At 65.4% G+C, this 14483-nt stretch carries 13 protein-coding genes; 1 reads left to right on the forward strand and 12 read right to left on the reverse strand.

Features of this window, described 5'->3' with window-relative positions; translation table 11 throughout:
* Positions 1-37: 37 nt before the first annotated feature.
* A complete protein-coding gene (locus EPB08_RS15530) occupies positions 38-310 on the reverse strand; it encodes a hypothetical protein (protein ID WP_425598263.1) in 273 nt (90 codons plus the stop codon).
* A gap of 147 nt (positions 311-457) precedes the next feature.
* Positions 458-1642 carry an acetyl-CoA C-acyltransferase gene (locus EPB08_RS15535; RefSeq protein ID WP_130620026.1) on the reverse strand — a complete coding sequence of 395 codons (1185 nt, stop codon included), beginning with the start codon at positions 1640-1642 and terminating at the stop codon, positions 458-460.
* 205 nt (positions 1643-1847) lie between these two features.
* On the opposite strand from EPB08_RS15535, the gene EPB08_RS15540 reads away from it, so the two are divergent.
* Positions 1848-4667 carry an autotransporter serine protease gene (locus EPB08_RS15540; RefSeq protein WP_130620027.1) on the forward strand — a complete coding sequence of 940 codons (2820 nt, stop codon included), beginning with the start codon at positions 1848-1850 and terminating at the stop codon, positions 4665-4667.
* Positions 4668-5303: 636 nt separating this feature from the next.
* Here the strand turns inward: EPB08_RS15540 and EPB08_RS15545 are convergent.
* The 10 genes from EPB08_RS15545 to EPB08_RS21290 all read right to left on the reverse strand — a co-directional run bounded on the left by EPB08_RS15545 (position 5304) and on the right by EPB08_RS21290 (position 14469).
* Positions 5304-6461, reverse strand: a complete 1158-nt coding sequence (locus EPB08_RS15545; RefSeq protein ID WP_130620028.1) for an isovaleryl-CoA dehydrogenase — start codon at positions 6459-6461, stop codon at positions 5304-5306.
* A 119-nt stretch (positions 6462-6580) separates the two neighbouring features.
* Complete coding sequence (gene yccS, locus EPB08_RS15550) at positions 6581-8734, reverse strand: YccS family putative transporter (RefSeq protein ID WP_130620029.1); 2154 nt, start codon at positions 8732-8734, stop codon at positions 6581-6583.
* Positions 8735-8841: 107 nt separating this feature from the next.
* Complete coding sequence (locus tag EPB08_RS15555; protein ID WP_130620030.1) at positions 8842-9285, reverse strand: excinuclease; 444 nt, start codon at positions 9283-9285, stop codon at positions 8842-8844.
* Between the two features lie 71 nt (positions 9286-9356).
* Positions 9357-10085 carry a 3-oxoacyl-ACP reductase FabG gene (gene fabG / locus EPB08_RS15560; RefSeq protein ID WP_130620031.1) on the reverse strand — a complete coding sequence of 243 codons (729 nt, stop codon included), beginning with the start codon at positions 10083-10085 and terminating at the stop codon, positions 9357-9359.
* A gap of 11 nt (positions 10086-10096) precedes the next feature.
* Positions 10097-10543 carry a hotdog family protein gene (locus EPB08_RS15565; protein WP_229238368.1) on the reverse strand — a complete coding sequence of 149 codons (447 nt, stop codon included), beginning with the start codon at positions 10541-10543 and terminating at the stop codon, positions 10097-10099.
* The gene (locus tag EPB08_RS15570) at positions 10543-11730 is read right to left on the reverse strand and encodes a beta-ketoacyl-[acyl-carrier-protein] synthase family protein (RefSeq protein WP_130620033.1); all 1188 of its coding nucleotides are present in this window, start codon (positions 11728-11730) and stop codon (positions 10543-10545) included. Before EPB08_RS15570 ends, EPB08_RS15565 begins: the two co-directional genes overlap by 1 nt.
* Positions 11727-12449: a class I SAM-dependent methyltransferase gene (locus EPB08_RS15575; protein ID WP_130620034.1), complete on the reverse strand. Its 723-nt coding sequence runs from the start codon at positions 12447-12449 to the stop codon at positions 11727-11729. The genes EPB08_RS15570 and EPB08_RS15575 overlap by 4 nt, the downstream gene beginning before the upstream one ends.
* Positions 12446-12919 carry an acyl-CoA thioesterase gene (locus tag EPB08_RS15580; protein ID WP_130620035.1) on the reverse strand — a complete coding sequence of 158 codons (474 nt, stop codon included), beginning with the start codon at positions 12917-12919 and terminating at the stop codon, positions 12446-12448. Before EPB08_RS15580 ends, EPB08_RS15575 begins: the two co-directional genes overlap by 4 nt.
* Positions 12909-13877 carry a lysophospholipid acyltransferase family protein gene (locus tag EPB08_RS15585; RefSeq protein ID WP_130620036.1) on the reverse strand — a complete coding sequence of 323 codons (969 nt, stop codon included), beginning with the start codon at positions 13875-13877 and terminating at the stop codon, positions 12909-12911. The genes EPB08_RS15580 and EPB08_RS15585 overlap by 11 nt, the downstream gene beginning before the upstream one ends.
* The gene (locus EPB08_RS21290) at positions 13870-14469 is read right to left on the reverse strand and encodes an ApeI family dehydratase (RefSeq protein ID WP_130620037.1); all 600 of its coding nucleotides are present in this window, start codon (positions 14467-14469) and stop codon (positions 13870-13872) included. The genes EPB08_RS15585 and EPB08_RS21290 overlap by 8 nt, the downstream gene beginning before the upstream one ends.
* Positions 14470-14483: the final 14 nt, after the last annotated feature.

A 14483-nucleotide genomic window follows, 5' to 3' on the forward strand; every position in this document is an offset into this window, starting at 1 on the left:
CACGAGGCGGCCGGTTTTTCAGAAGTACACGAGGTACTTAGTGACCAGCGGTCGTGGCCGGAGCCGGAGCCGCAGCGGTCGAAGCCGGAGCCGGAGCCGGCTGTTCGGCCGGGGCAGCAGCCGTCGAAGCCGGGGCAGCAGCCGGAGCAGCAGCCGGAGCTTCGGCAGCAGCCTTCTGAGCCTGGTCAGCGGACTGCTGAGCCTGGTCAGCCGACTTCTGGGCGTCCTGCGCGGAATCCTGCGCGCCGTTGCTGCAAGCCGCCAGCAGCGCGACGAGCGCAGAGGCGAGAAGGGTACGCGTGAACTTCATGGTGAATCTCCTTTGCCGTGGAATGCCGTTTGGCGGGCGTATTAATAACGCTTTCGCGGAAAATGCGCCACATCTTTGTGTAAAGAAGGGAAAACAGGTTAACCCCGCTTTCATCGACGCCCGGAGGTCCGGGCGTCGTTATAGCCTTTAATCAAGCAGTTCCACGGCAATGGCCGTAGCCTCGCCGCCGCCGATGCAGAGCGATGCCACGCCGCGCTTGAGACCGCGGGTCTTCAGCGCATTGAGCAGGGTGACCACCAGGCGGGCGCCGCTTGCGCCGATGGGGTGGCCCAGGGCGCAGGCGCCGCCATTGACGTTGATCTTGTCGCGCGGGATCTCCAGCTCGCGCATGGCGGCCATGGCCACCACCGCGAAGGCTTCGTTGACCTCGAACAGGTCCACGTCAGCCACCTTCCAGCCGGCCTTGTCGAGCACCTTGTGCAGTGCACCGACCGGGGCCGTGGTGAACCACTCGGGCTCCTGCGAATGGGTGGCATGCGCCACGACGCGGGCCAACGGCTTGAGGCCGCGTGCCTTGGCATCGTCGGCGGACAGCAGCACGACGGCAGCGGCGCCATCGGAGATGCTCGAGGAGCTGGCCGCCGTGATGGTGCCGTTCTCCTTGCGGAAGGCCGGCTTGAGGGTCGGGATCTTGCTGACGTCGGAGCGGCCCGGCTGCTCGTCGGTGTCGATCTTCACTTCGCCCTTGCGGCTCGCCACGGTGACCGGGACGATTTCGTCGGCAAAGGCGCCAGCCTGCTGCGCGGCCTTGGCACGCTCCACCGACTCGATGGAGTAGGCGTCCTGCTCTTCGCGGGTGAAGTGGTACTTGTCGGCGCACTGCTCGCCGAACACGCCCATGGCCTTGCCGTCGTAGGGGCTGGTGAGGCCGTCCCACGCCATGTGATCGACCAGGGTGCCGTCGCCGTAGCGGATGCCGGTGCGGGCGTTGACCATGTGCGGTGCGTTGGTCATCGACTCCATGCCGCCGGCCACGACGATCGCCGCCGAACCGGCCTTGATCAGGTCATGGCCCAGCATGATGGCCTTCATGCCCGAGCCGCACACCTTGTTGATGGTCGTGCAACCTGCGGCAACCGGCAGGCCGGCGCCCAGCGATGCCTGGCGCGCGGGTGCCTGGCCGAGGTTGGCCGGCAGCACGCAGCCCATGATCACTTCGGTGACATCGGCTGGCGCCAGACCCGACTGTTCCAGCGCAGCACGGATGGCGGTGGCACCCAGCGTAGGGGTGGGAACGCCGGTGAACTGGCCGAGGAAGGAGCCGATGGCCGTGCGCTTGGCACCGACGATGACGACGCTGACATCCGACATGGAAATCTCCGCAAGTACTTGATGGGGCTGAAAGTGCCCAAGGGATAGCCGTGGAATTATCGCAGTCCGTGGCTGACCGGGGCAAACCGGGCCGGAATGCGGCAACCGTGGGATTCTTGCGCCAATTAGTTGCGTTTTCGTTGTGCCACCATTGCCTCCATCGTGCGTTGCATGGGGCAGGGGGCACGTGATGGGGTGGGCTGCCATGAAGACGGGCTTGCGAGAGCTGCCATATCGCCATACGGCGTTGTTGATGGGACTGACGCTGGCGCTGAGCGCCTGCGGCGGGGGCGGTGGAAACGGCAATACCAAGGCATCGCAGCCTGCTCCGTCGCCACCCGTCACGCCGCCGTCATCGTCATCGGTCGCGCAGCCGCCGATCGACGCCCAGCTCGCCCTCACCAATACCTATGCGGCCCACTCCGCGGGCTACAACGGTGCGGGCGTCACCATCGGAATCGTCGATACCGGCGTGATGGCGACGCATCCTGCGCTTGCCGGGCGCGTGGTCAAGGAGCTCGTCTACGTCGACCCCAGCACCAACAACGTCAATGTGGACGATGTGAATGGCCATGGCACCTACGTGGCCGAGATTGCTGCGGGTACGCCGTTCGGGCAGTTTGCCGGCGGCATTGCGCCAGGGTCGAACATCGTCTCCGCGCGCATCGTCGATGACAACGCGCCCGACGACAACGGCTCCACCGCACCGGCGCCGGTGACTTCGGCGGATGCGATCCCGCTGGGCCAGGTCAACGCCGACCTGATCAGCAACGGCGTGAAGGTGATGAACAATTCGTGGGGCGGCATCAGCTGGAGCTCCAGCGATACGGCCACCACGCAGAGCTTCCACGACGCCTATGCTCCTTTCATCAACACATGGGGCGGGCTGGTCGTCTTCGCGGCAGGCAACGATTCGCAGGCCAATCCCAGCACCATCGCCTCGCTGCCATCGCTGGCGCCCGACCTGGAGAAGGGTTGGCTTACCGTGGTGGCGGTGGACAGCAACAATCCTTCGCAGCTCGCGAGCTATTCCAACAAATGCGGTGTGGCCATGAACTACTGTCTGGCCGCACCAGGCAATGTGATCGTCAGTGGCAAGGGTGATACCAGCACGTCCAATGAGACCTACTGGATCGTCGATGGCACCTCATTGGCGGCGCCGCAGGTATCCGGCGCGGCGGCACTGGTTTGGCAGGCCTATCCCTATTTCACCAACGATCTGGTGCGGCAGACCTTGCTGGGCACGGCCGATCCCATGGGCGGCTCGCAGCCCAATACCACCTTCGGTTACGGCGAGCTGGACGTGGGAAGGGCGGTGAATGGCCCGGCGCAATTTAACTGGGGCGACGTCACCGTCAGTTTCAGCGGGAGCTCCAGCTGGAACAACGCCATTTCAGGCGCCGGCGGACTGATCAAGCAGGGCACCGGTACGCTCACGCTTACCCAGCCCTCCACCTACACGGGGCTGACCCAGGTGCAGGGCGGCATGCTGGTGGCCCAGTCGCTTGCCTCCAACGTGAGCATCGGCGCACTGGGTGTATTGAGCAGCACGCCGACGATTTCAGGCTCAGTCACCAATGCTGGCGTCCTGGCCGTTGGCAGCACGGATGTCGCCGTGGGCGGCAATTATGTGCAGCAAGGCAATGGCCGCCTGGCGATCGCGCTCGGTTCGGCGTTGCGGGTGACCGGCACGGCCAGCCTGACCGGCGGCGACGTTTACGTGACCGGTATGAAGCAGGGTTACCAGGTGAGTTCGCATACGGACGTGCTGACGGCGAACGCTGGACTCACGGGCACGTTCTCGGCGCTCGACGTGGCGACGGGCGTGCTGCTCACCGCCACGCTCAACTACGACCCCAACGATGCGTGGTTGAACGTGAGCCAGGTGCAGGCGACCAATGTGACCGGCATGACCTACACGCCAGCCTCGTATGGCGCGGCCCAGCGCGTGGATGCGGCCTTCAGCCAGATCAACACCCAGGTGGCGCAGGGCGGCGCGAGTGCCAGTCCTACCGCGACATCGTTTGCCCAGGGCGCGGCCAGCCTGCAGCAGACTGCAACGGCCGCCGCGTTGCAGAGCTCACTGTCCAGCCTGTCGGGGCAATTGCATGCCGCCAGCGCAGCGATGACGTTCGAGGCGATGGATGCGGGCACACGCGCCCTGTCGGACCGTTTCGATCAGCTCACCGATGTGACGCATGCGGGTGGATGGACACAGGCGCTGGACGGTTACGGCAGCCTCAGCCGCAGCGGTTACGACAGCGTGGGTTATGACCTCAGTGGCTGGGTCGTCGGTCAGGACCGCCGATTGGGAAGCAATGGTGTCTTCGGCTTTGCCGTGGAGCAAAGCCAGAACCTCGGTCGCCTGGATGAATTTGCCGATCAGGGCACCAGCCGGGCCGTCGAAGGCATGCTCTATGGCGGGCTGATGCAGAACCAGTGGTATGCGATGGGGCGGCTGGGCGTCGGCACTTATCGCGAGGATATGCGTCGGCATATCGAACTGGGCAGCGACGTGCAGAACGTCGCCAGCAACACCAACGGGAGTTACGACCTGGCCTACGGCGAGGGTGGCTACCGCTTCACGCTCGGCGCCCTGCATGTGACGCCTTACGTCGATCTCCAGTACGCCAACATCCGCACCGACGGCTTCAATGAAGTCGGTGGCGATGGCTTTGGCCTCAAGGCTGGTTCGCAGACCATCGAGCGCTGGCAGGGCGGCGCGGGGCTGCGCGCGGGACGCGACTGGTCGCTGGCCGGCGGTGGCCAGCTCAGCCTGCAGGCCCATCTGCTCTGGCAGAACGCCTTCAGCATGCGCGGTGCCATACCGGATGCCAGCTTCGCCGTGCTCAACCAGTGGGCGCCGGTGGGTGGCATCGGCCTCTCCCGCTATGGCGGCGATGCCGGCATGAGCCTGGATTGGCTGATGTCCCCACGCTCACGCCTGTCGCTAGGTTTCGACCAGTACGTGGCCCAGTACGACCGGGGGCGCATGGAGACGTTGAGCTACCGCTTGTCGTTCTGACGAACGAACCTGCTTTCCGGACAGGAATCCAGTGCTTTTGGCTCTCGGCTTCATGATTTGACGCTGCCGTCAGGGTGCGGCTTACGACTGCAGGAAGTCCCCGTGGGATGCATCGGGCGTTTCGCTTTCCTGCCGGCGACGCGAAGCTGGTCCCTGTGGGGAGCTCGAGTCACTTTTCCTTTGCTGGCCCCCGCACGCGCTCTTTGCGTGCGAACGGCGAGGCGTTCGCACGCGGGGAGGCGCCATGGATGGCGCCGGATTTGAAGAGCGAGGAAGGGCGAATGCCCGGAGTCAAAGTCCCCCGGGATTAGCTTCGCGTCAAAAGTAACCCAACGATGATGGCCTGAAGAGCCGGCAGGGTTCTGCAGGGAAAAGCTCTCAAGGTTTCGGAGCTCGGATTACGACTGCCTTCGCCTAAAGACAGCTGCTACACCGCAACGCGTCGATCTGCCGAGGACTTAAAACGGAGCCCGCTTCACTCCCTCTCCCCCTTGGGGAGAGGGCTAGGGTGAGGGGCGGCTGCTCGCGACAGCCTCGCCTACTTCTGTAGGAGCGCACCCAGTGCGCGAAAAGCCAACGGAGCGAAGACGCCGGAAGGCTACGATCGCGCACTGGGTGCGCTCCTACAGGGCTATATCAGGCCTTGCCGTGGAACAGCTCGCGCCCGATCAGCATGCGACGGATTTCGTTGGTGCCGGCACCGATCTCATAGAGCTTGGCGTCGCGCAGCAGGCGACCTGCCGGGAACTCGTTGATGTAGCCGTTGCCGCCCAGCGCCTGGATGGCTTCAAGCGCGACCTTCACCGCGTTCTGCGAGGCGTTGAGCAGGCAGGCCGCGGGATCGATGCGCGACTTCACGTTGCTGTCGAACTGCTGGGCCACCATGTACGCGAAACCGCGTGACGACTGCAGCGCGGTGTACATGTCGGCCACCTTGCCCTGCATCAGGCCGAAGGTGCCGATGGGTGCGTTGAACTGCTTGCGCTCGCGCACGTAGGGCAGGGTGATGTCCATCGCCGCCTGCATGATGCCGATCGGGCCACCCGACAGCACGAGGCGCTCGGTGTCCAGGCCGCTCATCAGCACGCGCACGCCTTCGTTCACTTCGCCGACGATGTTCTCGGCGGGAATCTCGCAATCTTCGAACACCAGCTCACAGGTGTTGGATCCACGCATGCCGAGCTTGTCGAGCTTCTGCGCAGTGCTGAAGCCCTTCATGCCCTTCTCGATGATGAAGGCGGTCATGCAGCGGCTGCCGGCGGCGCGCGGTGCGGTGCGCATGTAGACCAGCAGCACGTCGGCGTCGGGACCGTTGGTGATCCACATCTTCGAGCCGTTGGCGACCCACACGTCGCCCTTCTTCTCCGCCTTGCAGCTCATCGAGCCGACCACGTCGGAACCGGCGCCCGGCTCGCTCATCGCCAACGCGCCGACGAATTCGCCCGAGCACAGCTTGGGGATGTACTTGCGGCGCTGTGCTTCGTTGCCGTTGTGGAAGATGTTCTGCACGCACAGGTTCGAATGCGCGCCATAGGAAAGGCCGACCGAACCGGACGCGCGCGAGATTTCCTCCATCGCCACCATGTGGGCGAGGAAGCCCATGCCGGTGCCGCCGTATTCCTCGGGAATGGTGACGCCGAGCAGGCCCATCTCACCGAACTTGCGCCACAGGTCGGCGGGAAACTGGTTTTCCCGGTCGATGTGATCGGCGCGCGGCGCGATCTCCTTTTCGGCGAATGCATGAACGCTCTCGCGCAGCAGATCGACTTCTTCACCCAGCGGGAACGGACGCATGCCAACCAACTCCGGATCCAATCAAGAGGTAAATGGTAGCGCGCCGCCTGTGACAGGCCGTTGCGCGACGCACAACAACCCGTGGTTGCCGCGCCTGCGAAAACCAGGATTCTGGCCTTTCAATTCAATGAATTGGCGAGCCCGGCAAGGCGGTCGCGCTGGGTCATGATCTGGCTCAGCTGCCCGATTACCAGTCGCGCCGCTTCGTCGTCGCTACAGGAATCGAGGGCGTGGGCGGTGGCGACGTCATCGGTCGTGGCCGCCGTCTGCAGGCCACCCGCGAGCGCGTCGGCGAGCTGCTCGAGTGCACGGACGGCACGTGCGCCGTCCTGCGCGATGGCCTCGCGGGCGGGAGCCACCAGGATCGCCTGGCGATTGGCCCCCAGCGCGGAGAGCTGCCCCAGCATCGTGTGCGCGGCGGCCAGGAAGCGCAGCAGCGTCTCGCTGCCGCGCTGGTGTTGCCCGGGCTCACGCAGCATGTTCGCCAACAGGTTGCTCAGCGTCGCGTTCGCGTTGTGTGCATCGCGCCGTGCGATCCGGTAATCGAGATCGTCGCGGCGATCGCTCGCGTACTGCGAAAGGATATGGGTCAGGTAGCGCGCATCGGATCGCACCGTTTCAGCCAGCACGTCATGCAGGCGCCGGCCCTGCCAATCGGGTAGAACGAGTCGCATGGCGAGGGCGGCAATGGCGGTGCCGATCAGCGTGTCAAGCAGGCGCGGCCACATCACTTCGTAGCCGTTGCCGACCTGGTTGAAGCACAGCACCACGAACAAGGTGATGGCCGCGGTGGCCGTGGGATACCGGCGCAGGCGAGCCGCGAAGAACACCACGCCGGAAGCGACGATCAAGGGCATCTGCCAGAAGCCGAACGGCACCAGGCGCAGCGTGGCCCAGCCCAGCACCAGGCCAGCCACCGTGCCGATCACGCGCTGGACCAGGCGTCGCGCCGTGGCGCCGTAGCTCGGTTGGCACACCAGCAGGGTGGTGAGCAGGATCCAGTAGCCATGGCGCGGATGCACCAGGTGCAGCACCACGTAACCCACCAGCAGAGCCACAGACAGGCGCACCGCGTGGCGGAACCGGAACGACCGCGGTGTGAGCTGCAGGCGCACGCGCTCCCACGCCTCGCCCAGCGATTGCGGCCCCGGATTCTGCAGTAGCCCTTCCTGTTCCGTGGAGGGCATGCCCACCGGCGTCGCACCCTCGAGCTGGCGGTGGACCGTGGTGATGTTGTTCACCAGTGCCTGCAATGAACGCAGCAGGTGCGCGGCAGGCGGGTGCGTCTGCTTTTGCAGCGCATCGACGGCACCCTGCAGGTCTTCCAGCGCGGCCCGTGCGGCGATGTCCACGGGCGGCTTGCTCAGCAGGCGCAGCGTATCGGCTCGTTGTCGACAGAGATGGGCTTCCAGGCGCAGGGCGTGCTCGCAGCGGAACAGCACGTCACTGTGGAACAGTGCTTCCGCAAGCTCATCGTACGGATAGTGGGACGAGCTGACGCGTTCGTGGACATCCTGCGCCATGAAATACAGTCGCAGTCGCGCGGCGCTGCTGCCACGGGGACGTCGCGAGCCGATGCGATCGATCAGCATCAGGCGCGTGTCGTTGAGCGCCTCGACGACGCGCTCGTTGCGCATGGCCAGCGCGAGTTGCAAGGCTTCGCGATCCACGCCATGCACAGGTGTGAACAATGCGGCCCTGCCTTCCAGTACGTCGGCCATGGCGTCGAACACGCGCGCCAGCGTCAGTCTTACCGCCTGTTGCGGGGCCAGCACGCTCCACAGAAGCGAGAGCACGCCGTACCACGCGGCACCGGCGAGCAGCAGCAAGGGTTGGTGCCAGGGATGGAGCGAGGTGCTGCCCAACGCATCCGCACCGATCATGGTGTAGACGGCCAGCAACAAGGTCGAACCGGCGATGGTGGCGTAGCGCTCGCTGATCGCGCCCAGCATCACCAGCACGAAGGTGGAGACCAGCAGGCCCAGGGCGAATAGTGCCGGGTAGGCAAACAGCCATTGCACGGCGAAGGAGGACACGGCGAAGCAGGCCAGGGTAAGCACCAGGGTGCTCAGTCGGCTGCGCCAGTGGTCTTCGGTTTCGGCCAGTGCGCAGGCGATCACGCCGAGCAGCACGGACACCACCGCATCGATACGTCCGCTGCCGTAGCACCAGGCAACCGCGCCGCCCAGCGCGAGCAGTACCCGCAGGCATTCGGCAAATCGGTCGGAGCCGCGCAGGCGGCGCCACCGCAGGACGAGAGTCGAAGGCTTCACTGGACCAGCATACGATGATGCGGTGCATCATGCCCAGCAATGCATAGCAAAACGCCGGCGAGGGGGCCGGCGCTTCGGGGTGCCCGTCGAGCGGCAATGCCTGCGGTTTACTGCACCTTGGCCAGCTTGGCCTTCAGCTGCACGCCGGACATCAGGAAGCCGACGTGGCACTCGTAGTTGCCCGGATCGCTGTACACCACGTCGTTGTAGTTGCTGACGATGTCCACCACCGCGTTGGCGCCGGCGGCCTTGGCATCATCTTGCAGGGCGATCAGCGCCGATTGCAGCACCCAGTCGCAGGTGGTCTGGTCTTTCTTGCCGAAGGCATTGGTCTTGCGGTTGGTGGTGGCGTTGTCGTTCACCACGGTAACCGTGCCGTCCGGCGCGTTGCCTGCCAGGTAGAACTTGATGTTGGGATCGAGTCGACCAGCCTTCTGCGCCTCGGCCACCACCTGTGCGAACGGCAGATGGATGATCTTGTCGGCGGCCATGCTGATGGCGGGCGCGGCGAACAGGACCAGTGTGGTGAAGCTGAGCGAAATCACTTTCATCGTTTGATTCTCCTTGGATGGACGAGTGTCGTTGGATCGGTATCGGCCGCGATGTCGCGTTCCGAAGCAGCTCAGCACAGTCCGCCGTTCACCGACAGCACCTGGCGGGTGACGTAACCGGCTTCGGGACTCATCAGGTACTGCACAGCGGCGGCCACTTCATCGGGCGTGCCCATGCGCTGCATCGGGATCATGGCGAGGATCTCCTCCAGCGGCAGCTCGGCGTCGAGCATGTCAGTGTCAATCAGACCCGGTGCGACGCAATTGACGGTGATGCGACGCTTGGCCAGTTCGACGGCCAGCGCCTTGGCCGCACCGATCACACCTGCTTTCGAAGCGCTGTAATTGACCTGTCCACGGTTGCCGATCAGGCCGGAGACCGAGGTAATGCAGACGATGCGTCCTGGTGCACGGCGCCGGATCATCGGCATGATCAGCGGATGCAGCACGTTGTAGAAGCCATCGAGGTTGGTGCGCAGCACCTGGTCCCAATCCTCGTCGGTCAGTGCGGGGAAGGCGCCGTCGCGGGTCAGGCCGGCGTTGCACACGACGCCGTAATACGCGCCATGCGTGGCAACGTCGGCTTCCAGCGCCGCAAGGCAGGCAGCGCGGTCTGCGATATCAAACTGCAGGATGCGTGCCTGGCGTCCCAGCGACTGGATGGTTTCCCGTGCGGCCTGTGCCTCATCGAGTCGCGATCGGCAATGCAGCACGAGATCGTAGCCGGCGGCGGCCAGGCGCAACGCGATGGCGCGGCCGATGCCGCGACTGGAGCCAGTGACCAGGATGGTCTCGGACATGACGGGTATTCCTAAGCGAGTGACGCGAGAAAGTTAGCCGGATCCGAGGGGCTGAAGACAGTGAGCCGGGCCTCGGCCCGCACGGCCCCCGCGTCGATGCGGCAGCTGAATGCACCCATGCCATCCTCGTCGTGAAAGGTGCGCTTCGCCTCGATGCGCAGTTCGCTGCCGGAGCGGAACGCCTCGGCGTTGCAGTCATACATGCGCGAGCCGAGCAGGAAGCCCAGGCGTACAGGCTGCCCCATGTCGCGCGCGTGGCAGCCCGACCATGCGGCGATGGCCTGCGCCATCAGCTCGATGCCTGCCCACGAAGGCAAGTGTCCGTCAGCATCGGTGAATGGGTGGTTTGGCGCGATCCTCCGCAGGCACACGATGCTTTCGGCGTCATAGTGGTCGATGCGGTCGAGCAGAATCATGTCGCCGGCGTGGGGCAGCACTTCGGCGATCGGCCGGAGCATCACGTCGCGTCCCCCAGGATGAGGGTGGCGTTGTTGCCGCCAAAGGCAAATGAGTTGCTCATCAGGTGACGACCGCCCCTCGCCAATCGCGGCCCATGGGTCACCAGGTCGAGGGAGGGCAGCGTCGGATCGGGCTGGCCGTCCCACACATGGGGCGGCAGGCGTCGATGGCTGCCAGCATCGGCCAGGCTGAGCCAGCAAAAGGCCGCTTCGAGCGCACCGGCCGCACCGAGCGTGTGGCCGGTGAGTGATTTGGTCGAGGAGCAGGGCACGCCATGCGGAAACACCGCGTCGACGGCGAGGGCTTCCATCGCGTCGTTATGCTCGGTCGCGGTGCCGTGCAGGTTGAGGTAGTCGATCTGCGAAGCCTCGAGACCGGCGTCGGCCAGTGCGGCGCGCATGGCTGCCTGTGCGCCCAGCCCCCGCGGGTCGGGCGAGGACATATGGTGCGCGTCGGAGCTGGCGCCGCCGCCGAACAACTGCACGGGGCCGTGTTCGCGCGTCATCAGGAACAAGGCGGCCGCCTCGCCGATGTTGATGCCATCGCGGTGCTGCGAGAACGGGTTGCAGCGTGTGCCGTCCATTGCTTCCAGCGCATGGAAGCCGTTGATCGGCAGGCCACACAAGGTGTCGGCGCCGCCGCACAGCACGGCATCGCACACGCCCATCCGCAGCAGCCGTCGCGCGCTGAGCAAGGCGCGTGCGCTCGACGTGCAGGCGGTGGAGATGCCGTAGCAGGGGCCGGCCAGATCCAACCATTCGGCGAGGAAAGCGGCCGGTGCGCCCAGCTCCTGGTGAGCGTAGCGATAGTCCGCCGGCCATGCGCCATCACGCCGATAGTCGCCGATGCCCCGGGTGGCTTCATCGATGCCGGTGGTGCTGGTGCCGATGATCACGCCCACGCGTGCGTGGCCGAAGCGTGCTATCGCGGCGCGGATATCCGATTCGATTTCCAGCGCGGCTGCCAGCAGCAGGCGGTTGTTGCGATTGTCCCGCGTTGACGCCAGTGCAGCCGGCACCGGCGGCAGCGCGGCGCGTGCAGCACCCATCGGCGCCTCGCGACCCGGTATCCAGCCGGACACAGGCCGGATGCCCTCGTCCGATCCCCCGAACAAGGCTTCAGCGACGGCGGCTTTGCCTGCGCCGAGTGCGCACACCACGCCCAGTGCGTTGAGATAGCTGTTCATGTGGCGTCGAGCGGCTTCAGTGCTACCACGTTCACCAGGGTTTCCTCACGGATGCCGGGCGGTGGCGGCGCGCGCAGGCCCCAGCGTTCGAGCAGGCCGAAGTCGCTCGATCGACTCCACCACAGATAGGGTAGCGAGACCCGCTCCGCTTCAAAGCGGAAGCCGCGGTCGCGCAGCATCGCGACGTATTCGTCGGCGCTCTTTTGAACGTGCATAGGGTGACGGAAGAACCAGCGGATCACCCAGGTATCGATATAGGCCTTGGTGGACTCGGCGAACAGCAGCAGGCCACCGGGTTTCAACACGCGCCAGAATTCGTCGAGTGCACGTTCCTGTTCCACCAAGTGATGGAAGGTCTGGTGACAGAAAACCATGTCCACGCTGTGGTCCGGCAGCGCGATCCGCGCGCAGTCACCCGCGATCAGTTCGACCGGAATGTCTTCGCGTGCGGCTTCGGCGCGCGACAGCTCGATGCTGTGCGGATCAGCATCGAGGCCGATCAGCCGGGCCGGCTGGAAGGCATCGCGAAGCAGGCGGAATGACCGACCCTGGCCACAGCCCACGTCGAGCAGGCTGGCGACAGGAGCAGGTGGCTCGCCGATCATCCGCTTGAGGTCCTTGATGGCGACGCGCAGCACATGGTGCTGCCACGTGTGCGTGCGCAGGAAGCGAAAGCCAATGCGGGTTTCGGGAACGTAGGTGGCGCTCGCGTAGGTCATGCGTGATCAGCGGCAAGGTGAATGGGAAGGGAGGATGGTGCGTCCTGCGCTGGCAGGTGACGCTCGACCGCATCGATGAAGACCTGCGGAGACACCAGCTGCATTTCGCCCTGCAGATTGACGGCAACCTGGATCGTGCTGGCACGGGTAAGGCGCTCGCCGGTAGCCGCGTCGCAGATCAGGTAGTGAACCTTGAGCCGGTTGCGCCACTCGACCAGCTCGGCCCTGACCGTGATGCGCTGCCCGAAGCGCGCGGGGCCGGCGTAGCGCAGCTGCACGTCGATGATGGGCCAGACCCAGCCGGCGGCCTTCATCTGCGTGTAGTTGTGGCCGATGGCGTCGAGCAGGGCGCAGCGCGCCACCTCGAGATACTTCACGTAGTGGCCGTGCCAGACCACGTCCATGGAATCGACATCGAAGAACGGCACCAGGACCTCGGTGTCGACGCGCAGTACGCCTTTAGCGCGCATGTTCGGTCTCCGTCATTGGTGCCCGCCAGTAGGGGTAGAAGTTGAACCACTGCTGCGGCGCCTGCAGGCAACGCTGCGCAAGGCGGTCGGCATAGCCCTGGGCCCAGCGCTGGATGGTGGCGTCGCGCTGGCCTCGTGCCCAGGTCTGTTCATCGATATAGGGTTCCAGGTGAATGGTGTAGCGGCCGCTCACCTTGAGGCAGAAAATCAGGTTCACCGGGCAGCGCAGCAGACCGGCCATCAGCCATGGCCCTTGCGGCAGCGGCGCGGTATGGCCGAGGAAATCGACCTCGACGCAACGACCGCCATGCAGCGGTACGCGGTCGCCGGCAATGGCCAGCCATTCGCCGCGCTCGATGCGTTGTGAGAGGTCCATCATCAGTGCGGTATCGAGCTCGCTCACCTGGATCAGGCGCATGCGTTGCTCACCGGCCTCGCCCAGCAAGCGGTTGTAGTGACCCACGTGATGCGTGTGCACCAGCACGTTGAGCGGCACCTGATCGCCCAGTTCCGCCATCGCGCGGCAGACGTCGAGATTGCCCAGATGCGTGCACACCAGAATCTGGCCGCGACCGTTGCCGCGGCTTTGCAGCAGGCGCGAGCGCACGTCGGCCGGGTCGTCCAGGCTCACGTGATCGAGCTTGAGCTTGCCGTTCCACACATCGAGGCGGTCGAGCAGGCACTCGGCGAACGCCATGAACTGGCCGAACACGCTGCGATGCCGTGGTTGCAGCTCGGGGCGTCCACTCCAGCCGGAGAGGCGGGTCTGGTATTGCCGGATGCTGTAGCGCCCGCGTCGGTCCGATACGTAGAAATAGAACACGATCACGTAGAGCAACGGTGCCAGCACGCGGCGCCCGAGACGCCGTGCGATCAGCGCCGTGAACTTCATCAGGATGAAGCTGCCGCGCTCCTTGCGACCGGCCCAGTGGCGTTCGTTGGCGGCGGACTCACTCATCGGCGCGCGTCCACTGCAGCCGACCCGAGGAATACTCCACTTCGTTGCGAGCATAGTGAAAATGCATGCGCGCCTGGGCCGCGTCGCGGCGCAAGCTCAGCTGCACTTCGTCGCCGGGGCGCAGCGGTCGCTGGAACTTCAGCATTTCCACACGGCGACAGGTGGTCGGCGTACCGAAGCGCTCGGCGCTGCGGGCCAGCACCCAGGCGAGTTGCAAGACGCCGGGAACGATCGGCAGCTGGGGGAAGTGGGTGTCAAACTGCTGCAGGTCCACGGGAATGCGCAGCGACAGCGTCGCGCCATCGCCATCCACCTGTTCGCCGAGCAGCTCGGCTTCGGTGGGGCGGGGCTGTGCAAGAAGGGTGGCTGCCCAATCCGATTCGGACTGAAGAGGCCAGGCATCGACCAGCCGCCATGTCTCCGGTACGTTCAATCCGTGCGTCGGCAGCGTTTTGTCCACCGCCTGCAAGAAGGCACGGCGGCCCAGCCGGCGCAGCGCGGAAAGGCCCTCAGGAGTAGGCAGCAGGATTGCCCCTGCCAAAGCCCATCGCACCTGCGCGACCCATGGATGATCGGGCAGTACTTGCTTCATGGCGGCATCGGATC

The sequence above is a fragment of the Dyella amyloliquefaciens genome (genome assembly GCF_004296575.1).
Taxonomy (GTDB): domain Bacteria; phylum Pseudomonadota; class Gammaproteobacteria; order Xanthomonadales; family Rhodanobacteraceae; genus Dyella; species Dyella amyloliquefaciens.